The sequence below is a fragment of the Algibacter sp. AS12 genome, assembly GCF_046736315.1.
GTDB lineage: Bacteria > Bacteroidota > Bacteroidia > Flavobacteriales > Flavobacteriaceae > Algibacter_B > Algibacter_B amylolyticus.
Window position 1 is genome coordinate 3542677 of the sequence record NZ_CP151841.1, and the last position, 22987, is coordinate 3565663.

Below are 22987 nucleotides of genomic sequence, written 5' to 3' on the forward strand. Positions count from 1 at the left end.
ATTACATAAATTTGTGTAAGAACCCCAAAAATCTACAACATGAACATAAAGGTTATAGTAATCAGTTTAAGCCTTTTATTCTTTACAGGCATGAGTTATGCACAAAAAAAGAAGGCTCCTAAAAGTTTTATTAGCGAGAAAGTTACCATTAGCAAATACCATAACAAAGGAGAGCTAGAGCGTATGCACAAGGGGCAGTTAATAACCTTATATACAGAGCGTATAGAGGTTTTAATTAAGACATTGCCATATATTGCATTTGCAACAAAACCAGGTATTACAATGGCTACCTTAGGTATTCCAACTAACAACGATAATAAAAAGGCGTTGGACAGTCAGTTTGATTCTACCGATACGTTTATGGAAGAATCTAACAAATTTCTAATAGAATATCTTCCCTATGCAGATACAGGTAGTTTAATTACCGGTATTTTGTTTTATGAAGATATCATGAAGTCACTACATCAGTACAACGATTTTCGTTAGATTTTAATCATCTGTTTTTCGATTGTTTTTAGTAAAAAATTGTCGGTCATAGAAATTCTAACGTTGTGTTATTTAACTATTTACTTTGTATTTTATCGATTATTAGCAAAGTGTGGACATTATAAAATGTTATTTAACGAAAAAATTGGTATTTCGTGGATTTTTTTCTAATTTTGAGTATCAACTAAAATGAGCAATTAATTTTAGTTTTAAATATAAATTTAACTATGAAAAATTTTACCCAAATCATTTTCATATTACTTGTTTTAACTAGTAATAGTTATGCGCAACAAGAAAAAGGAATAGTAGGCGAAGATAACTGGCTAAATAATTGGACAGATTTTAGACCTAACCAAAATGAAAGCCCAGAGCCTACAAAAATATTAACAGGTAGTATAAGCGAGAATACTACACTTTTTAAAAAGGATGTGTATTTATTATTAGGTAGTGTTTTTGTTTCAGAAAACGTTACACTTACTATCGAGCCAGGAACTGTAATTATTGGCGATTATAATTCAAATGGTTCTCTTACTGTCGCTAAAGGCGCTACTATTATTGCAGAAGGTCTTCAAACAGATCCTATTGTTTTTACATCTAACCGCAGTGTTAAAAAAGCTGGCGATTGGGGTGGATTAACCATACTAGGAGATGCACCTTCAAATAAATTCGGTAATGGATCAGTTGCATCATTTCACAGCAATTTAAATTCAGATTCCTATGCCGCTGTCAATTTCGGTGGTGAAAATAATGACGACAGTTCTGGGATATTAAGATATGTTAGAATTGAGTTTGCAGGAAAACGAGTAGCTAATGGAAGTTATTTTAGTGGTTTATTATTGGCAGGTGTTGGTAGCGAAACCATTGTAGAAAATGTTATGGTAAGCTACGCTGCTGGAAATGCTATTGAAGTGTTAGGAGGAAACTTAAGCATGTATAATATGGTTTCTTATAAAGCAAATAGCAACGATTATAAATTTAATTATGGCGCGCAATGCCAAATCCTTAATTCAATGGCAATACGATCGCCTTATGTTTCTAGCAATGAAGGTTCAAGATGTTTACAAGTGTTATCGTATAGTAAGGAGGATGAAGTAGATTTTACAAAAAGCGGAACACGCGTAGTTGCTAAAAATTTAACCTTTTTAAATGATAGCAAAGATTTAAAGACAGATATTAAAATGAATTTAGTTCAAGAAGCTGTTTTTATTGGTAAGGATGCTTTACTTAATATGAATAAAAGTGTTATTTCTGGATTTAATCCTGCGGTTATTCTAGATGAAAAAATAGCAATTAATCAGGAAAATTTAGAAAAAATAAACTTTTCTGCGATGCTTTTTAACAATTGTAATGGAAACATATTTGTTGAATACAATTCGAATAATGAAGACTTAGAAAACTGGTATGGTAATAGTGCTTTTTTTAACGTGTATTCTAAAGGTGATAATTTTGAAACTTTTATAGATACCAGAAGTGCTAAACGACCAGATTACAGATTACGAATCAATAAAATTATAGCATCAAACGAAGTGGATCCAGATTTAAGAATGGATTAAAAATAAAACCCTAGTCTCAATATTTTCCTATTTACCCTCTCATAAATCTTGAAAATTTTTAATTATTCTACCTTGGTAGAAGATATTAGTTTCTAGACGTTTTATTAAAAAATATAAAATGGCATGAGGAAATTTACTTTATTTTACATTCCGGTTTTGTTCGTTTTTTATTTTAACGATTTAACTTATGCTCAAATAGTAATTAGTAAGCCTAACTTAGGGTTTACTCAAGCCTGTGCTAGCCCTTCTTTTAATAGCTACAATGTGTCTTTTTCGTTTTCACCAGAATCCGAATTGGAAGCTTCAAACCAATTTATTGTAGAATTATCAGACGGAACAGGAAGTTTTTCTAATGCATCACAAGTATATGCTTCTAATGCAGGAGTTGTAACAACATCGCCAGTAACTTTTAGTTTTTCAGTACCAAATACAACATCAGGCGAAGCCTACAGAATCCGAATTAAAAGTACGGCACCTACATCAACAAGTTTAAGCTCTAATGCTTTTCCTGCCTATTACAAATTACAAGACACACCCTTCTCTATTAATAATTTAATAGCTTCTGGGGTGTATTGCTCTGGAGGAAGCTACTTATTAACTATAGATAACCCTGGCGGATCGGAAAATGATTCACCATTACAATACAGTTCTTTAACCTTTAATTGGTTTAAAGAAACGAGTCCAACAACATCCGTGTTTATTTCAGAAGGTAATACCTTATCCGTTAGCGAACCAGGAACCTTTTTTGCCGAAACTAATTACGGAACATGCACATCAAATTCATTTTCTAATCGTGTAACTATTAGTGAAGCGGCATCAGGCTCAAAAAGTAGCATCAGTTCTAGTTTAGGGAACCCATATTGTTCAACCGATGGTCCAACCGCATTAAGTGCTATTAACGCCAATGGATACCAATGGTTTAAAAATGGTGAAGCTATTGAAGGCGCAACAAAACAAATGCTAGAAACCAATGAAACTGCAGAATACACGGTAAACATCGATTTAGGAAATTGTATGACGAGCGCCACTATAAATTTAGATGCTTCTCAATTTTCTAGTTCCATAAATGTCGATGATGTTAATGAGTTAGATGAAAATGAATCTTTTATAGCCACCGTTACAACCACGTCTAATGATTATGAGTTCGCATGGTTTTTTAATGATGTCTTAATTGAAAGTGCCACTACAAGTAGCTATGAAGTTTCAGAAGTTGGTGCATATAAGGTTACTGTTACGCAAACGGTAGGTTGTAAATCATCAACAACATATAATTTTATTGCGCAATCCACATTTCCTAGCGTCGAAAAAATTCCTAATGTAATTAGTCCAAATGGCGACGGAGCAAATGATACATGGATAATACCTAAAGCTTATGTTAATGGGACTATTACCGAAGTAGTAATTATAAACGCCCAAGGCAATATTGTTTTACAAACCAAGAATTATCAAAATAATTGGCCGGAAAATCAAATCGATTTTAAAGATATTAATCCACTTTACTATTATATAATAACCACATCTAGTGGTAAAACAAAAAAAGGTTCAATAACCGTATTAAGGTAGCATGAAAAAATATCTATGTCATATAGTTTTATTTTTCTGTATTATACAGCAACTCTATTCTCAAGCAGATGGAGTTGTGGCGTTTAATATACCTGCCCGAAATTCTTTAAAATTCAATAAACAATTTATTAACCCAACCTTTAGTTTTGTAAGAGAGCAAAATAAATATTTAAGCATTAATAATAATAGGCAATGGGCACAATTTGATAATGCTCCAGAAACCTATTTGTTTAGTTATTCCGGTAGGTTTCGAGAAAATGTTGGGGCTGGTTTAAGTCTGTTTCAACAAAATTATGGTGTCCTAAATACCTTTGGCGGAGTTGCCAATTTTGCATACAATGCTGTACTTGATAGGTACAGCAATTTAACTTTTGGACTTAATCTAAGTTTTTATAAAAGTGGTATTAATCAAGGTACTGTGGTTACCAGTGTAACGGACGCTTCGATAAATAACTACCCTTCCAGTTCGGTAATAACCATAAACCCTGGTTTAAATTATGGCCTTGATTTTTTAGATTTTGGGGTTTCAATTAATAATCTAGTAGCGTATAATTTTACGAGTTCAAAAATGATTGAAGATAATCCAGAGCAAAGTATTCAAGCTCATTTGTTGTACACGGGGTATGTAAATACGCGTGGTTTTTTTGATGAAAGTAAATTTACGGGTTTAATAAGTTCAGACTTTAAAAAAGACAATACAGTTATTTCGGGTATGGTAATGCTTATGGTACCAAAAGGAATTTGGGCGCAAGCGGGTTATAACAGTTTATATGCCGTTTCTGCGGGAATAGGTTTAAATATTAGTAACCAAATTGCGGTTGAATATAATTATGAAAAAGGTGCAGGAGGATTTTCAGCCTTCGGAAATTCTCATGATATTACAATAGCGTATAAATTTAATAATAACTATAGATACGATTATAGTGGTGATGATGATGAGGAAGGGTTGTTATTGTCATCTAACAAAAAACGTAGAACATTTAAAACGCGCAAAAAGCCATCAAAAAAGAAAACGACTAATACACCAAAATCTAAAACGCCTAAAGTTGTTGCAGCAGAAGTTCCTTCTGAGAAGGAAGAAAGTACACCAGTGGCAGTAAAGGATGAAAATAATGCGGTTCAAGTAGCAGAAGACACTAAAGCTAAGGAAATAGAAGCAGCAAGATTGCAAGCAGAAGAGCAAGAACAAGCAAGAATAGCAGAACAAACAAGAGTTCAGGCAGCAGCAGAAGCTAAGGCTAAGGAAGAAGAAGCCGCAAAATTAGAAGCAGAAGAGCAAGAACAAGCAAGAATAGCTGAACATGCAAGAGTTCAGGCAGCAGCAGAAGCTAAGGCTAAGGAAGAAGAAGCCGCAAGATTAGAAGCAGAAGCCTTAGAACAGGCGAGAATAGCAGAACAAGCAAGAGTTCAAGCAGCAGAAGAAGCTAAAGCAAAAGAAGTTGAAGCAGCAAGATTACAATCAGAAAAGCAAGAACTAGAAAGATTAGCTGAACAAGAAAGAGTACATGTAGAAGAAGAAGCTAAAGCGAAAGATGAGAGCGAGGAACAAATAGAAGAAGTTCTTTTAGATGAAGTTTTAATTGAGTTTAAAAAATCTAGAGATGAAGCAGCGAAATCTCAAGCATTACTATTTAATCAGTTAGATGAAAAAGTAGACAGTAAGCAAGAGGATTTAGATAACTTAAAAGAAGAAAACGATTTAAGTGAAAAAGGCATTGTTAGTCAGCCAAAAGTTTTTAAAAGTGTTTCAGCAGAAAATGCAGAAATAGAAAGCTTAAAACTCAAAATTGATAATTCAATAAGTTTTGGTAAAGCTAAAATTACCGAAATAGAAGCCTTATATAAAGAAAGACTTAAAAAAGTAAAAGATAAAAAAGATGGTGTAAATATTGAATACTTAAATTTTATTGAAGCATTAAAAACCGACATTTCAAAAGCACAACAAAAGAAACAAAAATTAATTTTAGCTTTAACAGATATTAAAATAGCTACTGATTTTGAAAGAAGACGACGAATAAAACGTGCCGATTATGATAATGAAGAGGATAGATATAATAAAGATAGAACAGCCTTAGAGCGCATAAAGAAATTTACAGAACCAAGTGCAACAGTATTAACAACAGAGGATTTTGACTTTGGAGAACCACTTAGCAACATTCAAATAGTTAACGGTATTAATAACGTTGATGAAGGCTATTACTTAGTAATTGCCGTACATAAAGATGTAGCTAAAAGAGATGAGTTTTTAAAGAAAGCAATTCAGTCTGGAGAAATTAATGTTGACTTCTTCTATGATTTAAATACCAGTAAATATTACATTTATAGCGAAAAGCACGAAAGTATTGGAGAAGCTAAGTCGGCTATGGATAGAAGTAAAGGTAGTAAGCCATATAACAGTAACATGTCTATGGTTAAAATACAAAACTAAATGATTTTGAATATAACATTATGGTGCTTTTTGTTGGATATAAACCGTCCAATTAACAAGTTAAAATAATATATGCAACATGAAAAAAACTACAATTAAAAACATTGGAATTTTTTTAGTTTTACTCGCTATGAGTACACCGTTGTATGCCCAAAACTTTGTGCCTTTTTCGCCAAGGTTTAATCAAGATTTAAAAGGAGATATCCAATTAATAGGTAATAATATTTTAGGACCAGGTAACGATGCGTTTAATAATGCAGGTATTTACAATCATGATGTTAACATGGTTTATATCGATATAGATGGCGATCCTTCAACATTTAGTTCATCTAGTGCAGATTTAACAATTCCGAATCCGGGATGTTATAGAATTATACATGCGGGTTTATACTGGGGAGCCGTTACTAACGGAAATGAATCTATAACAGACGTTAAATTTAAAGGTCCATCGGGAGGCTACCATGATGTTACAGGTACAGTTATCTTTAATGCCAATGGCACTTCGGTTGATAATGGAGATAGTTTTCCATATGCTTGTTTTGCCGATGTAACCTCTATTGTAACTTCTTTAGCAACAGATTTAGGTACTTACACAATGGCAAATGTATCTTCTTTACAGGGAGAAACAGCTAATTTTACGCCAAGAAATGGTACAGGGAATTCGGCCGGTTGGTCGCTTTACATTGTATACGAAGATCCTACATTACCGGGTAAATCTATTACTAGTTTTGATGGATTTAGCGCTATAAGTTTAGCGGGTGGTAATGCAACGCTAGATGTTCCTGTTACTGGCTTTAGAACCGTTCCTGCACCGGCACCGGTTAGAGCAAATTTTGCTTTTGCAACGCTAGAAGGAGATAGCCCTATACTTGGCGATCAATTACTTTTAAATGGTTTGAATTTATCAACCGTCGATCGTCCTCAAACGAACTTCTTTAATAGTTCGGTTACTCAATTAAGCGCTTTACCTGTAACGAATAGAAATCCTAATAGCACTAATACATTGGGATTTGATACCGGAGTTATAGTAGTTCCTAATCCTTCTAATTCAGTCATAGCAAATAATGCGACATCGGCAACAGTGCGCTTAGAAACAAGTGGAGATACTTTTTTTCCTTATTTCTTCTCTTTAGCAGTCGATATTATAGAACCGAATATCGTTTTAACCAAAATTGTTGAAGATGCTGCTGGTAATGATATTGGAGGCATGCTAGTAAATTTAGGAGACGAATTAAATTATGTCTTAGGCTTTCAAAACACAGGAAATGACAATGCAACAAATCTTATAATTAGAGATATCCTTCCAACGAATGTGGTTTTTAATTATCCTAATGATATTGGGTTGCTGCCAACAGGTGTGTCTGTACAGAGTTATGATCCTTCTACTAGAGAATTAGTTTTTAGTGTTGATAATTCTGTGGTGGAAGAAAATGATCCTATTCAAGAAATTCGATTTAAAGTTACAGTGGTTTCAACTTGTAGTTTATTAAATGATGCGTGTTCAAATATTATTAGTAATCAAGCATTTTCAACTTATAACGGAACGCTTAATCCAACCTTTACAATATCAGACGATCCTAGTTTTAATACAAACACAGGGTGTTTATTAACTCCAGGAGCTACTAATTTTTTAGCAGATATAGATTGCGTTTTTGAAGAGGAAGTTATTTTATGTGGTGCTAGTACGGTCTTAACATCGGGTAGTGGTTACGATTCATATTCATGGTCTACAAGTCCGTCAGGAACACCAATAATAGGAACTACACAATCTATTACAGTAACCCAAACAGGTACTTATTATGTAAACAACACAGCTGTAGCGCCTTGTCAATCTACAGAACAAGAATTTGAGGTTATTACATTTGGAGCAGGAGTTACTAATCCTGTGGTTCCTTTTGCCGATGAAGTTGTTATTTGTCCTAATGATGGAAAAGAATTACCTAATATATTTTTGTGTGGTGCAAATGGTCCAAGATATATAGAAACCAATATTACAGATACTACTTCAATTATTTGGGAACAATTAGATGAAAGTAGTTGTACTGCTGAAGTGAATCCGAACTGCGCTAACGAAGATGCTGCTTGTACCTGGAATCAGGTAGAAACAGGTCCTAACTTTTTAGCAGATACTGCAGGTCAATTTAGGTTAACCTTAAATTACGATGGTGGTTGTTTTAACCAGTTTTATTTTAATGTCTATAGTAATTTACTAGAGCCTACAGTAACGTCTAGAGATATTTATTGTACAACTCCAGGGCAGATTGTTGTTGGGAGTGTACCTAGTGGTTACGAGTTTAGTATTGATAATGTAAATTATCAATCGAGTAATTCATTTTCAGTAAACACAGCGGGTATTTATACCGTATACATTAAACAAATAGGAGTAGACCCAAATCCATGTGTATTTACGGTTCCAGATGTACAGATACGCCAAACAGATTTTACAGTTTCTACGGTTGTCAATCAACCCTTATGTAATGGCGATTTAGGAAGTATTTCTTTAGCGGCCAATGATGTGCGACCGCAATACTATTTTTCCATTTCAAGTGGAGGTACTTTAGTAAATAGTGTAGGGCCTATAACACCAAATAATTACGAGTTTTCTAATTTAAATCCCGGTTTATATACTGTAGAAGTTTCTACTGAAGATGGTTGTACTTACACGGAAGATATTGAAATTATTGAACCTGATGTTTTAGAAGCAACTTCGGCACTTACAACGCCGTTAACGTGTACTGATGGTGAAATTACCGTTTACCCAACAGGAGGAACAGCCCCATATTTTTATTTTGTAAATGGAGCGGCCGATTTTCAAACGGTGCCAACAATACCTGTTACAGCTTCCGGAGTATTTAATATTCGTGTTGTAGATTCTAATAACTGTATAACTGAAACATCTATTTCGGTCGAGGCTATTCTTCCTCCAGAATTTACAGTTAATGCTAGTGATATTGCATGTTCAGATTCAGGAGATGTAGGTAGTATAACCTTTAACGTTACCAATGCTAATGGAAATACCTTAGCATATAGTATTGATAATGGCTTAACATACTCAAACTCTAATACATTTACAGGTTTAGCTGAAGGCACTTACGAAGCTTTAGTTCAATATACTTTAGGTTCAGAGGTTTGTATAACTAATACCGAGAGTGTTACCATAGATACACTTGCTACAGTAACAGGAACAGTTGCTTTAACGACACCTTATAGTTGTTTTTCAGATGGCGTAATTATGGTTTCAGGAGTTTCTGGAGGAACAGCGCCGTATTCATATAGCTTAAACGGTGTAACATTCCAAAACGCTACTACGTTTACAGATTTAACTGAAGGGGTATATACAGTAACTATTAGGGATTCTAGTGGCTGTGCTTTTATTGCGGCTCCAATTACTATTCATGCTTTAAATCCACCTACAGATATGGATTTTAGTGCTACAGCTTTAAGTTGTCCTGCATTAACATCAAACGTAACAATTACTTCAACAACAGGAGGAGCACCAACTTTAGAATATCAGATTATCGCACCAACAGCAATGGCTACGCCATACCAAACTTCAAACGTTTTTAACGGGTTAGTTTCTGGAGCTTACACCTTTCAAGTAAGAGATGCTAATGGTTGTACCTACAGCGAAACGTATAGTATTGCACCCTTAGATCCTGTACTTATAGAAACTGTAATTACAAAAGGTTTAGATTGTACAGCGTCTCCCGATGGTGGTATAAGGGGAACAATTACAGATGGTGCCGCACCGTTTACTTATGCTGTTTCTTTAAATGGTGGGGCATTTAGTGGCGCTAACCCAGTTACCGGTAATGCTTTTACTTATGCGGTAGCTACCGATGGTACGTATCAATTTCAAATTACAGATGCTAATGGCTGTATGGCAGAGTCTTCAGTAGAAACAATAAATGCCATTTCATTACCAGAAATTATTTCAGTGATACAAACTGGACCTATTTTGTGTCATGACGATAGTAATGCTGCAATTGATATTACTATAAACAATTCGGTTGGTACAGCGCCTTTCACTATTAACGTGTATAACGAGACTACAGCAACAGATTACGGTACGCAAACAACAAGTTTAACAGCGGGTGTCTATACCATAACCTTAACGGATGGTAATTCTTGTATAGATACCGAAAGCTTACCAATACTAGAACCAGATGCAATAGATTTTGATATTGATAAGGTTGATATAACTTGTAATAATCCTGGAGGTTCTAGTTTAGGTTCAATTACCGTAGAAAACGTTACAGGAGGTACAGCGCCATTTACCTATTACATTACAAATAATTTTGGCGATGCTATTCCTGGAAACCCATATGTTGCAACTACAAACGAAAATCACACATTTAGTATTATTAATTTTGGAACATATACAGTAAATACTATAGATGCTAATGGCTGTAGCTATACAAGACAGGTTGTTATGGCTTCGCCGCCTTCCGATTTGTTAATTGATGTAACTACCGTTGTTCCAGATTGTACAACAGGAGGAACTGCGGTTGTTGAAGCTATTTCGGCGGTTGGAAGTGGAAGTTACGAGTTTGGTATTTTAGAATTTAATTCGGCGCCATATACATCAATTTATTTGCCAGCAGATATTGGTTTTCCTAACCAAAGAACCTTTACTAATTTAACACCAGGTGTTGTATATACTTTTGTTGTTCACGATTTGGTAACCGACTGCTATTATGTGAAATCTTCAGATGCCGCTATTGCACCAGCATCATCACTAACTTCTACTGTAGTACCTAATAGCGTAAGGTGTCAAGGTGAAGATAATGGTAGTGTAACGTTTACTATCGATAATTTTGACAGCACAACAACTTCTGTAGATTACGAAATATACAGGGCTTACACTAATGCTTTAATAGAAGGTCCTATTAATGTAGGTGTAACCTTTGGTAGTCCAACAACCATAACAACACCATCACCAGGAACTTTATCGGTAGGTGAATATTATATCCGTTTTACAGAAAATGGTACTGGTACTTTTGATGGTTGCGAATCGGCTTCTGCTATTTTTGAAATAAGTGAATCGGCAGTAGCATTATCACTAACAGCTTCAGTAGATAAAAATGCAAATTGTACTCCTAATTCCGGAATTATTAGTGCTATAGCTTCAAATGGAACGCCTCCTTATTCATATCAATTAACTACATCGGCAACACCACCTGCAGTTTCAGATCCTTTATGGGACGTTGTAAGTTCGTTTAATGCCAATGCAAATAGTTATTACGTTCATGCTATAGATGCTTATGGTTGTATACAAACCACACCAGTTATTGTATTAGATGCAGACCCAGAACCTATTATTACAGCTGTAGCAACTAACGAATGTACAGCAGTCGATGGTCAGTTCGAAATCGATGTAAATTTATCAACGTCAGGTATTGCACCTTATAGTTATAGTATTAATGGTGGTGCTTTTCAAACTAAAACGGCTCCTTTTACTATTTCAAATTTACCTTCAGGAACACATACTGTTGAGGTTCAAGATGCAAATGGTTGTGGTAATATGGTTTCAGTAGATATTCAAGCGCCTTTAAATGTATTACCAGATATCACAGTATTTTCAACTTGTAATAATGACGACGGACAAATAATAATGAACGATGCAGGAGGTTCAGGGGCTTATTCCTATGCTATTGCACCAAATCCATCTTCAATTTCATTATTAGGGAATGTGTTTTCTGGAGTGCCTTCAGGAACCTTTACTGTAACTGTAACCGATAATATTTCGGGTTGTGTTGAAGATGTCACCATAGTAATGCCAGAAGCTACGCAACCTAGTATAACAACCACAGCAACAGCGGTAACCTGTTTTGGAAGTAATTCTGGTTCATTCGAACTAAATGTAAGTGGGTATTCTGGAGCTTATACTTATGAGGTTTTCGATAGTTCATCTACTTCAGTTTTAGGAGTAGTTAGCGCTAATACATCAACCAATCCAGAAGTGGTTAATGGCCTGGTAGCAGGTACCTATTCTGTAGTTATTACAGAATCAGCGAGTCCTTTTTGTTCCGCAGATAGTACAGTTATAATTTCATCGCCAACTCAAGGGCTTAATTTAATAGCCCTAGAAACATCTAACGTAACTTGCGATGATGGTCAAGGAACCATTTCTGCAACAGCAACAGGTGGTTGGGGAACCTTAGAATATGAGTTAACAGGAACAGCATCGGTTGCTTATTCTCCAAACGGTACATTTTCTAACTTATCTGCAGGATCTTATACCGTTAATGTAAGAGATGCTGGTGGTTGTATAGATTCAGAAGTTATTGTTTTAGATTTTCCAGTAGATATAGATGCTACAATTACAGCGACCCCAAGTATGTTGGCTTGTTATGGCGATGCTAATGCAACTATTACTGTAAGTGGCGTAACTGGTGGGCAAGGTAGCAATTACACCTATACACTTAATAAGCTAACGCCAACGGTAAGTACTTCAGGACCTCAAACCTCACCAGTATTTAATAATTTAAGTGTTGGTACTTATAATGTGGTTATAACCGATGGCTATAACTGTGAGTTTACATCTACAAATGTTGTTATTACGCAGCCTACAGAAATAGAAGCGAGTTTGGTTAAAACAACCTCTCAAACCTGTACCACACAAAGTACTTTAACGCTTAGTGCTTCTGGCGGAACAGGTAGTTACGAGTATAGCGATACAGCATCGTTTGCAAGTATTTTAGGTTCTTTTGCAAGTTCTATTACTATTGCAGTTTCAACTGGGACTTTTATGTATTACGTGCGCGATGCTAATAATTGTTCAGCAAATGTATCGAACGAGATTACTATAGACCCGCTGCCAACGCTAATAGTTAATTTAGATACTACTAACGCTACAATTAATTGTGCCGGAGATGATAATGGTGTTATTATCGCTTCCGCGGAAGGTGGCCTAGGTAGCTATATCTACACGTTACAAGATGCATCAGGAACAGATATTACTGGAGCTACACAAGATAGTCCAGGGGTGTTTACGAATCTTCCGGTTGGAAATTACCGCGTTCAAGTTGAAAGTGGTGATTGTTTAGAAGTATCATCAAATGCACCAATAACTAATGCAGGAACATTACTCGAGGTTGTATTTAATCCAATAGACGTGACTTGTAATGGTGAGAATGACGGTATGTTAGAAATTACAACCACTGGCGGTACAGGAACCATTAAGTATGCAATCTCTCCACAATTAGATCAGTTTTTTAATGTTGAAACTGTTGAAGATTTAGCACCAGGAAATTATGATATTGTGGTACAAGATGAACAAGGTTGTTATGTAACTTATAATTTTGATATCGATCAACCAGATCCTTTAGGATTTAGATATACTATTGACAGTGAAGCACCTTGTGTTGATGATGAAACTGCATCGTTTACTGTTGAAATTTTAGGAGGAGATCCTCCATTTAGCGTAAGTTTAGACGATATTACGTATATAGCGTTACCAATTGGCGAAAACACGTATACGTTTGAAGACTTGGAAGGCGGTGAGAAAATGGTGTATATTTTAGATAGTGGAAATTGTGGTGGCGATAGTCCATTTTCAATTCCGTTGGCAGACCCTGTTAATTTAGATCCGCAAGCCGAAATTGAGTACGGATGTATTAATGATGCTACGGGCACAAATACAGTAACCAATACTGTAACTATAACGGTAGATGATAGTATTACAGATACTTCGGTATTAGAATATGCTTTAGATGGTGGTGCTTTTGCTACCGGAACTGGTGTTTTCGAAAACTTAAGTACGGGAGACCATAGTATTGCTGTACGCCATCCTAATGATTGTGTTAAAATTACAAATAACAATATACCTTTCGAAATTGAATCCTTTCAGCCATTAGCTTTAGTGCTTGAAGATGGCGGTTTAAACGAAATTGTTGCGGTGGCATCTGGAGGAGAACCGCCTTATGAATTTATATTTAACGGACAATCAAATGGAACCGAAAATACCTTCTTAATTTACGAGTCAGGAGATTATACGGTTACTGTAATTGATGATAATGGTTGCGAAGTATTAGCAACGCGATTTTTCGAATTTATTGATGTTTGTATTCCAAATTACTTTACACCTAATGGCGACGGTAATTTAGATACTTGGGGACCTGGTTGTTCTAGTCAATATAGAAATTTAACCTTCGATATTTTTGATAGATACGGTCGAAAAATAGCAACCTTAAGGGTAGGCGAAAAGTGGGATGGTAAATACGGTGGTATCGAATTACCTTCTGGCGATTACTGGTATTTAGTTAAGCTAAATGAACCTAGAAATAAACGCGAATTTGTTGGACACTTTACACTGTATAGATAAATTATGAAACTAAGAAAATTATATATAATTCTGCTTCTCATGGTTATCTCTAACAGTTATAGCCAAGAGTTAAATTTGCCAGTATTTACACAATATTTAGCCGATAATGATTTTGTTGTTTCGCCTACCTACGCCGGTATTGGCGATAATTTAAAAATTAGAGCAAACGGTTTAACACAATGGGTAGGAATTAAAAACGCACCTGATAATCAATCTATTTATGCCGATGTTAGAATAGCAGATCGCTCTGGTCTTGGATTTTCATTTTATAATGATAGAAACGGAAATACTATACAAACTGGTGGTAAAATTTCGTTTGCACACCATTTAATATTGGATTATTACGAAAAATTATACCTGTCTTTTGGTATTTCATATAACGTTAATAATTTTCGTATTGATATTGATAATTTTAATACTACTTACGAAAACCCTATTATAGATCCTTTTGTTACAGACGACAGACGAACATCTAACAGTAATTTTGATGTTGGAGCTTTGCTGAGGTATAAAGGCGCATTTTTAAGTATTAATGCCAATAATATTTTAGAGAAAAAAATAGATGAAAACATAAGGATAGCAGAACCAAACTTGTTATTAAATTACCAAGTGTATTCGGGGTATATTTTTAAAGGTCCTAAAAAAAGTGGGTTGGAGTACGAGCCATCAATCTATTACCAAATGTTTAGTAGCGATAGGCGTTCTAGTACAGATTTAAATTTTAAGTTTAGAAAATATAACAGAAACTACGATTACTATTGGGCTGGAATTTCTTATCGATTCTTAAACGATCAGTTTTTTAAACCCTTAAATATTGGACCTATGGTAGGTTTTCAAAAATCAATATTTTACTTTGGTTATGCCTACCAAGTGACTACAAACGAGTTGTCTGCTTATAATTCTGGTACACATGTGGTAACTATTGGGCTAAACTTTTTACAAAATATTAGTAATTGTCCGTGTACCCAAAGTGCTATTAGAAAGTAGATTAGCCTTCAAAATGCTGAGGTTTTTAAAAGTGTAAACAGTTATTTATTTTTAATTTTAAGTTTTTTTTTAGAGTTTTTTAAAACCGACATTCTTTTTTTTTCGTTAGTATTACAAAGTCGTATACATCTAAAGTGTTTTCAAGTGAAAATGCAGTGGAAAAAATGACAGCCAACGTTTAAAATGGATAATACTACGCATAACATATTAAACTCTTTTTTTATAAAGATAGCCGTAATAGCTATGAGTTTATGTTATGTGTTTGGACCTTCGCATTATGTGGTTAGTCAATTACTACACACCATATCTCATAGTATTGAAGCTTCTACTTTATTTTCGGGGCATCATAGTCATGAGCATCATCACGACCATCATCATATCCGGACAGGACATGCGGTAACGGAAACGCATAGCCATGAAATTTTAGAGGTTATTGATTCCGTTTTAGAAAGTTCAAATTCAGAAAGCGATTCAAAAAAATCTGAAATAGTAACTTTCAAATTAGATAAACATTTAGAGACTAATAAATATTACCAAATTCAAAATTTAGATTGGTCTTTAAAAGGGCAGTCTGCATTTAATTTCAATAAACAAAAAGTTCGTAAAGGCTATATTAATGGTTTAATAGAACCACCACAATACGTTTAGTACATTAGTTTGTAATTCATTTTTATGAGACTACTACGCAAACTATAATTAAAAAAACAATCAAATTTTACTTATCAACTTCTAAGGGAATTAATACTTTTATTAATGGTCCTAGGGAGTGCAATACATTAAATAATGTTAAAAAATATAATAACAGGACTGTTATTCATTTTTAGCGTTGGGCAAAGTTATGCTCATGAGCTAAGTGGAACAGTTATTTCAGAGGAAAGTAATAAACCGCTTCAAGGCGTTGGAGTGTACAATAAAACCACAGGTAACTATACGTATACAAATGTTTCTGGCTATTTCGAAATTGATGATGTTTCGGTTAACGATGTCATTTACTTCTATCAATTAGGTTTCGAAAATCAAGAGCTAATAATAGATGAAAGTCATTTAGATAGTAATATCGATGTGTTTCTATTAATCTCTAAAGCCTCTTTAGATCAAGTTTTAATAGTATCAAAAGTGAATACTTTAAGTACTTTTTTAAACGTCGATTTAAAAACAAACCCTGTAAAAACATCTCAAGAAATTTTAAGAAAAATACCAGGATTAATTATTGGTCAGCATGCCGGAGGTGGTAAGGCCGAACAAATATTCTTAAGAGGTTTCGATATTGATCATGGTACCGATATCGCTATAGATGTTGATGGTATGCCAGTAAATATGGTATCGCATGCACATGGACAAGGCTATGCCGATATGCACTTTATAATTCCAGAAACTATCGATAATATAGATTTTGGAAAAGGTACCTATTATGCAGATAAAGGAAACTTTAACACCGCAGGCTATGTAGATATTAATACTAAAAAATCCATCGATAATAATGTTATTTCGCTGGAAGCAGGTCAGTTTAATACGGTTAGAGCCTTAAGTATGCTTAAGTTGGTAGATACCGAAAATAGTTCGGCTTATTTAGCATCAGAAGTAATGCTGTCTGATGGTGTGTTCGATTCGCCTCAAAATTTTAATCGTATCAACATCATGGGGCGTTATAATTCTAATAATTATATAGATCAAGAATTAACCTTATCTATGTCTCATTTTCAAAGTAAATGGGATGCCTCTGGGCAAATTCCTGTTCGTGCCGTAGAAAGTGGTCAAATTGGACGTTTTGGTGCTATTGATGATACCGAAGGTGGTAACACAAGCCGAACAAATATCTGGTTAAATCATAAAAAACAGTTGGATGAGCATTCGGCTATTAAAACATCTGCTTATATTTCTAAATACGATTTTGAGTTGTTTTCAAACTTTACCTTCTTTTTGGAAGATGAGGTAAACGGCGATCAAATTCGTCAATATGAAGACAGAACCATAGTTGGTGCTAAAACGGCTTACGAGCATACATTGCATTTAAAAGATCACGACGCGCAATTAAAGTACGAATTAGGTGTTGGTTTTAGATATGATGATGTTAATGATGTGCAACTATCTAGAACCAAAAATAGACAAGAATTATTAGAGCGCTTAGCCTTTGGAAATGTAGATGAGTTAAACGGATTTTCATATGCTAATATAACGTACAAGAAAAATAAATGGACTATTAATCCTGGCTTACGTTTGGATTATTTTAATTTCGATTACGAAAATTTATTAACCGAAACTTACGATAGTGCTAGTGAAAACAAAGTGTTACTAAGCCCAAAGCTGAATTTTATTTACGCACCATCATCAAAACTACAGTGGTTTGCAAAAACCGGATTAGGGTATCACTCCAATGATACTAGAGTTGTAACTGCTAATAATGGTGAGGATATTTTACCAACAGCTTTTGGTACAGATTTAGGAATTATTTCTAAACCTGCAGATCGCTTAGTTATTAATGCGGCACTTTGGAGCTTATTTTTACAACAAGAATTTGTTTACGTTGGAGATGCTGGAATTGTGGAGCCTAGCGGAAAAACAAAACGTTTTGGTGTCGATTTTGGACTGCAATATCAACTAAATGATTATGTGTTTTTTAATACCGATGTTAATTATACATATGCAAGAAGTAGCGAAGAAGCTAGTGGAGAAGATTACATTCCTTTGGCACCAGATTTTACATCTTCGGGTGGATTAAATGTTAAAGATTGGAATAATTTTTCTGGAGGAATTAGCTACAGAATGATAGGAGATAGGGCAGCTAACGAAGATATTTCTATAGTTGCCGATGGCTATTTTATAACTGATTTAAACCTTAATTACACGCTTAAAAACTGGACGTTTGGGGTTATTGTAGAAAATCTATTTGATAGCGCATGGAACGAAACCCAATTTGCTACAGAAAGTAGATTGTTTAACGAACCTAATCCTGTTGAAGAAATTCACTTTACACCAGGAGCTCCATTTTTTTTAAGAGGAAAAATATCAGTTAAATTCTAAAAAAAAATAATATTTTTATAGAAAGCGCACCGTTATGGTGCGCTTTTTGTATTTACAGCAATAATTAGTGAGGATTTTAGTTCCCATATACACCTAAAACCATTTACTTTCTTGTTATTTTTGTAAATGGTTTAAAATGCGTTTATTTAAAATATAATTATGAAAAAATTAGTTGTTGTTATAGTGTTGTTGTTTACTGTAAATTCATTTGCGCAAATTTTAGAACCTGTTAAATGGACAACCGATGTAAAAAAGATATCGGATTCTGAATATGAGTTAATCGCTATTGCTAACATTGATACCAAATGGCATTTATATTCGCAAACCGTTCCAGAAGGCGGACCAATGCCCACAATTTTTAGCTTTGTAAGTAATGGTCATTATTTAAAAAAAGGGAATACTAAAGAAGAAGTAGGTGTAACAGTTGATGATCCAACTTTTAATATGAAGGTTAAATATTTTGAAACTAAAACCGAATTCAAGCAACGTATTAAGCTAAAAAAGAACCCACCTTTTAACATTGAAACCGAAATAGAGTATATGGTTTGCGATGATAAACAGTGTATTATGCCCGATCCAGAAAACCTTACATTTAAAATTCAATAGATTTTACATCATCAATTTATATCTAACTATGAAAAAACTTGCCTGTATATTATTAATCGCTATAGCGTTTGTATCGTGTAACAAAGAAGAAAAGAAAGATTATGTAACGCTTTCTGGTAAAATTACAAACCCAACGTCCGATTCTTTAGTGGTGGCTCAAAACGCTATTATAAAATCGATAAAAGTAAATCCAGATGGTACGTTTTCCGATACTTTAAAAGTAGCATCTGGAAATTATGTGTTGTTTGATGGACAGGAGCAAGCCAATGTGTATTTAGAAAATGGTTACGATTTAAGGCTCACCATGGATACCAATAAATTTGATGAAACTATAAAATTTGAAGGCATAGGGGAAGACGTTAATAATTATTTAGCCGAAAAAGTATTGTTACAAGAGCGTCTTTTGGATTATGATGATTTAATGGCTAGTAGTAAAATAGAATTTGAAAATAAACTAAATTCAAGTATTGAAGAATTTAAAAGCCTGTTAACTGCAGTGCCAAATGTTGATGCCACTTTTGTTAAAAACGAAAATATAAGTTTTGGTATGTTAAAAGAGCAGCTAAAACTGGAGTATAATAAAAATAATAAACCGTCATTATTTAATGGAAAGGCTGCACCAAAATTTAATGATTACGAAAATTATGCGGGCGGTAGCACATCTTTAGATGATTTACAAGGAAAGTATGTTTATATCGATTTATGGGCGACTTGGTGTGGACCTTGTAAGGCTGAAATACCAGCGCTAAAACGTGTAGAAAAAGCATATCATGGTAAAAATATAGCTTTTGTTAGTATTTCTTTAGATAGCCCTAATGCTTACGATAAGTGGAAAGCTATGGTAAAAGAAAAAGAATTAACTGGTGTACAATTATACGCTAAAGGCGATCAAAAATTTGCTAGAGATTTTAAAGTAAACACCATACCTAGATTTATTTTAATCGACCCAAATGGCATTGTTGTTAACGATAATGCACCTAGACCCTCCAGTAAACAATTAACTAAGATTTTTGATAGGTTAGAGATTTAAAAAATAATATACCTGAGAATACTCTAAAATAGACTGGAAATAACGTGGTCTGTTTTGACACATTTAAAATCTAAAAAACAGGATTAGTTTTTATAATTTTACCAGGATTTCCAACTACAATCGAATAATCTGGAACGTCTCGTATTACAACAGCACCAGCACCAATAATACACCATTTTCCTATTTTAATATTAGGTATTACTATCGCACCTGCCCCCACATGCGTCCCCTCTCCAATTGTTACTAAACCACAAAGTGTAACGTTAGGCGATATATGCACAAAATTATCTATTATATTATCGTGGTCTACACTTGCAAGTGTATTAATTATAACATGTTCGCCAATGGTGGCATTTGGTTGAATAACAGCTCCAGCATACACTACTGTACCATGTCCTAATTTTACACTAGAATCTATTATTGCAGAGCTATGTGCAGCTTTTAGATATTTACTTTTTAATAATTTTGAAATGTCTTTTCTATGTTTGTTATCTCCAATGCCTATAATAAAAGGGTAGCCTTTATGTGGGAAACAATTACTGTTTAGTTTAATACCAATAGTAATATTTTTGAAATTGGTGTGGCTATTACTAGGACAGTCGTCAAAAATTTCAGTTACAATATCTCCATTTTGTTTAAATATAGATTGAATAATTTGAGAGTGCCCTCCAGCGCCATATATTCTTACTTTATTTTGACTCACTGCTTCTATAGAATTTAGTTTTTTCAAAAATATTTGAAATCGAATCTATAAAATATGATAATTGTTAGCTAATCTAAATATGATTGTATAACTAAAGGATAAATACTATTATAATTATTTCTCCAAAATTTCAACCTCAAATAGTTTATCCCAACGTTTTCCTGTAACAAAAATGGTTTTTGTTTTTGGGTTATAAGCAATACCGTTTAAAACATCTAAACCGGCATGTTGGGTAACTAACTTTTTTAATGGTTTAAAATCTACCACGCCAATTACAGCTCCATTTTTCGGATTAATAATGGCTACACCATCTTTTTGGTAACGGTTGGCATAAATTTTACCATCTATCCATTCCATTTCGTTTATACCAACAATTTTACCTTTGTTAGTATACACTTGTATGTATTCTTGTTCTGCTAAAGTTTCAGAGTCTAATAACCATATTTTTTCAGTACCATCACTTTTATAAATGGTGTTGTTATAATTACATAAACCCCAACCTTCTTTACTATTACCATACTTAAAGCTGCTTAGTTTTTCAAAGGTATTTACATCATAAACAAAGCCTGTGCCTTTTTGCCATGTTAATTGGTATACTTTATTGTTTAAAATGGTTAAGCCTTCACCAAAATACTCATCGGCTAAATCAATGTTTTTAATAACGTTTCCTGTTTTGTAGTCTAGCTTTCTAAGTTTCGATTCTTTGTGCTGCCCTGTGCTTTCATAAAGGGTGTCGTTATGAAACTCTAAACCTTGGGTGTAAGAAGTAATATCGTGCGGATATTCATTAATTATTTTATACGTATACACTTTTGGTAATTCGCTATTTAAAATGGTAACTGCCGATGTGGTTGTTTGTTTTTCGCCTTCAACATAAACCGTAGCTTCAATGCTGTGTTTTCCTAGTTTAAAATCTTTTAAATCTGAATTTTCATTAATTCGTTTACCATCTAAATGATAGGCAACCGAGTCGATAGTAAGCCCTTTTTTGTTCTCAATAGACAATTTTAAGGTGCTATTATTGGCAATATTCCCTTTTTCAGCATTAGTTTTTATAGAAAAATCACTTTTTTTTTGACCAGAATTAGATCCACAAGCAATTAAAATTGCACTTAAAAATATGATAGTGAGATGTTTGAATGTTTTCATTTTCGATATATAATTTATAGCAAGATATTTATTTAAAATCGGTTTAAAAAATCATTGTGAAAATTTTAAAAGTTTGTATCTTTGCAACCGGCAAGTCCTACACAACCAGCTCCTGTTGAATCCTCCAGGTCGGGAACGAAGCAAAGGTAAATGGTCGTAGCGGTGTGATGTAGGTAGCTTGCCTTTTTTTATGCAATAAACTCAAATCTTGAAAGCTTAGGCGAATCAGGATTTTTTAGTTTTATAAACATTCTTGCAAGGGTTGAACCTTATGAGTATTATTGTATTTTTAAAGTATTAAATAACGTTTTTATGTCTAAAGTTGTATTAATAACAGGTGGTTCTTCTGGTATTGGAAAATCTATAGGTGAATTTTTAATTGATAAAGATTTTATAGTGTATGGCACCAGTAGAAGCCCAGAGAAGTATAAGGACAGTAAATTTCCTATTCTGGCACTTGATGTTAAAGAGAATCTTACCATTTCTGAAACCGTACGTACTATTATTGAAAAGGAAGGCAAATTGGACATTGTTATTAATAATGCTGGAGCTGGTATTACCGGACCTATTGAAGAAACGCCCGATGAAGAAATAAAGAATAATTTTGATACTAATTTTTTCGGACCAATACGCGTTATAAAAGCGGTGTTACCGCAAATGCGCAAGCAAAACTCGGGGTTAATAATTAATGTCACCTCAATTGCGGGTTATATGGGTTTACCATATCGTGGCATTTATAGCGCTAGTAAAGGTGCTTTAGAGCTTTTAACCGAAGCTTTCAGAATGGAAATAAAAGACTTTAATGTAAAAATGACCAATGTAGCACCTGGTGATTTTGCCACCAATATAGCCGCTGGAAGATACCACGCGCCACTACTTGAAACGTCGCCATATAAAAAACCTTATGGAGATACTTTAAACTTAATGAATACGCATGTTGATAATGGCAGCGATCCTTATATTATGGCAAAAGCTATTTATAAGATTATTAATAATCCCAACCCAAAAGTACATTATAAAGTAGGGGAGTTTTTGCAGAAATTTTCTATTGTATTAAAACGTATTTTACCAGACACCGTTTACGAGAAAATGCTAATGAACCATTATAAACTGTAACTTTAAGTAAAACCTTAAG

At 34.0% G+C, this 22987-nt stretch carries 13 protein-coding genes and 1 other RNA gene; 12 read left to right on the top strand and 2 right to left on the bottom strand.

Annotation, left to right across the window (positions count from 1 at the left end; genetic code table 11):
* Nucleotides 1-39: 39 nt before the first annotated feature.
* The 10 genes from AAFN75_RS14475 (at nucleotide 40) to AAFN75_RS14520 (ending at nucleotide 20000) form a co-directional block, all read left to right on the top strand.
* On the top strand, nucleotides 40-486 hold the full coding sequence (locus tag AAFN75_RS14475) for a hypothetical protein (RefSeq protein ID WP_411807003.1): 447 nt from the start codon (nucleotides 40-42) through the stop codon (nucleotides 484-486).
* 227 nt (nucleotides 487-713) lie between these two features.
* Nucleotides 714-2039, top strand: coding sequence for a hypothetical protein (locus AAFN75_RS14480; RefSeq protein WP_411807004.1), 1326 nt, complete (start codon nucleotides 714-716; stop codon nucleotides 2037-2039).
* 123 nt (nucleotides 2040-2162) lie between these two features.
* Nucleotides 2163-3602 (top strand): gliding motility-associated C-terminal domain-containing protein, encoded by a 1440-nt coding sequence (locus AAFN75_RS14485; protein ID WP_411807006.1) that lies wholly within the window; start codon nucleotides 2163-2165, stop codon nucleotides 3600-3602.
* A gap of 1 nt (nucleotide 3603) precedes the next feature.
* A complete protein-coding gene (locus AAFN75_RS14490; RefSeq protein WP_411807007.1) occupies nucleotides 3604-6030 on the top strand; it encodes a PorP/SprF family type IX secretion system membrane protein in 2427 nt (808 codons plus the stop codon).
* A gap of 79 nt (nucleotides 6031-6109) precedes the next feature.
* Nucleotides 6110-14356, top strand: coding sequence for a T9SS type B sorting domain-containing protein (locus tag AAFN75_RS14495; protein WP_411807008.1), 8247 nt, complete (start codon nucleotides 6110-6112; stop codon nucleotides 14354-14356).
* A gap of 3 nt (nucleotides 14357-14359) precedes the next feature.
* Nucleotides 14360-15343: a type IX secretion system membrane protein PorP/SprF gene (locus AAFN75_RS14500; RefSeq protein WP_411807009.1), complete on the top strand. Its 984-nt coding sequence runs from the start codon at nucleotides 14360-14362 to the stop codon at nucleotides 15341-15343.
* A gap of 183 nt (nucleotides 15344-15526) precedes the next feature.
* On the top strand, nucleotides 15527-15991 hold the full coding sequence (locus AAFN75_RS14505; RefSeq protein WP_411807010.1) for a hypothetical protein: 465 nt from the start codon (nucleotides 15527-15529) through the stop codon (nucleotides 15989-15991).
* A gap of 135 nt (nucleotides 15992-16126) precedes the next feature.
* Nucleotides 16127-18364, top strand: a complete 2238-nt coding sequence (locus tag AAFN75_RS14510; RefSeq protein ID WP_411807011.1) for a TonB-dependent receptor — start codon at nucleotides 16127-16129, stop codon at nucleotides 18362-18364.
* Between the two features lie 159 nt (nucleotides 18365-18523).
* The gene (locus AAFN75_RS14515) at nucleotides 18524-18970 is read left to right on the top strand and encodes a protein-disulfide reductase DsbD domain-containing protein (protein ID WP_411807012.1); all 447 of its coding nucleotides are present in this window, start codon (nucleotides 18524-18526) and stop codon (nucleotides 18968-18970) included.
* Nucleotides 18971-18998: 28 nt separating this feature from the next.
* Nucleotides 18999-20000, top strand: coding sequence for a TlpA family protein disulfide reductase (locus AAFN75_RS14520; protein ID WP_411807013.1), 1002 nt, complete (start codon nucleotides 18999-19001; stop codon nucleotides 19998-20000).
* Nucleotides 20001-20070: 70 nt separating this feature from the next.
* On the opposite strand, the gene AAFN75_RS14525 is transcribed toward AAFN75_RS14520, so the two are convergent.
* Both AAFN75_RS14525 and AAFN75_RS14530 read right to left on the bottom strand, forming a co-directional pair.
* Complete coding sequence (locus AAFN75_RS14525; protein ID WP_411807014.1) at nucleotides 20071-20730, bottom strand: acetyltransferase; 660 nt, start codon at nucleotides 20728-20730, stop codon at nucleotides 20071-20073.
* A gap of 87 nt (nucleotides 20731-20817) precedes the next feature.
* Nucleotides 20818-21852, bottom strand: a complete 1035-nt coding sequence (locus tag AAFN75_RS14530) for a glutaminyl-peptide cyclotransferase (protein WP_411807015.1) — start codon at nucleotides 21850-21852, stop codon at nucleotides 20818-20820.
* Between the two features lie 88 nt (nucleotides 21853-21940).
* Between AAFN75_RS14530 and ffs the strand changes: the two genes are divergently transcribed.
* An RNA gene (gene ffs / locus AAFN75_RS14535) (signal recognition particle sRNA small type) lies at nucleotides 21941-22039 on the top strand.
* 125 nt (nucleotides 22040-22164) lie between these two features.
* Nucleotides 22165-22968, top strand: coding sequence for an SDR family oxidoreductase (locus tag AAFN75_RS14540; protein ID WP_411807016.1), 804 nt, complete (start codon nucleotides 22165-22167; stop codon nucleotides 22966-22968).
* The last annotated feature ends 19 nt before the right edge of the window (nucleotides 22969-22987 follow it).

Coding starts and splice junctions, on each gene's coding strand:
- AAFN75_RS14475 (WP_411807003.1), top strand. CDS start 40: ATGAACATAAAGGTTATAGTAATCAGTTTAAGCCTTTTATTCTTTACA.
- AAFN75_RS14480 (WP_411807004.1), top strand. CDS start 714: ATGAAAAATTTTACCCAAATCATTTTCATATTACTTGTTTTAACTAGT.
- AAFN75_RS14485 (WP_411807006.1), top strand. CDS start 2,163: ATGAGGAAATTTACTTTATTTTACATTCCGGTTTTGTTCGTTTTTTAT.
- AAFN75_RS14490 (WP_411807007.1), top strand. CDS start 3,604: ATGAAAAAATATCTATGTCATATAGTTTTATTTTTCTGTATTATACAG.
- AAFN75_RS14495 (WP_411807008.1), top strand. CDS start 6,110: ATGAAAAAAACTACAATTAAAAACATTGGAATTTTTTTAGTTTTACTC.
- AAFN75_RS14500 (WP_411807009.1), top strand. CDS start 14,360: ATGAAACTAAGAAAATTATATATAATTCTGCTTCTCATGGTTATCTCT.
- AAFN75_RS14505 (WP_411807010.1), top strand. CDS start 15,527: ATGGATAATACTACGCATAACATATTAAACTCTTTTTTTATAAAGATA.
- AAFN75_RS14510 (WP_411807011.1), top strand. CDS start 16,127: ATGTTAAAAAATATAATAACAGGACTGTTATTCATTTTTAGCGTTGGG.
- AAFN75_RS14515 (WP_411807012.1), top strand. CDS start 18,524: ATGAAAAAATTAGTTGTTGTTATAGTGTTGTTGTTTACTGTAAATTCA.
- AAFN75_RS14520 (WP_411807013.1), top strand. CDS start 18,999: ATGAAAAAACTTGCCTGTATATTATTAATCGCTATAGCGTTTGTATCG.
- AAFN75_RS14530 (WP_411807015.1), bottom strand. CDS start 21,852: ATGAAAACATTCAAACATCTCACTATCATATTTTTAAGTGCAATTTTA.
- AAFN75_RS14540 (WP_411807016.1), top strand. CDS start 22,165: ATGTCTAAAGTTGTATTAATAACAGGTGGTTCTTCTGGTATTGGAAAA.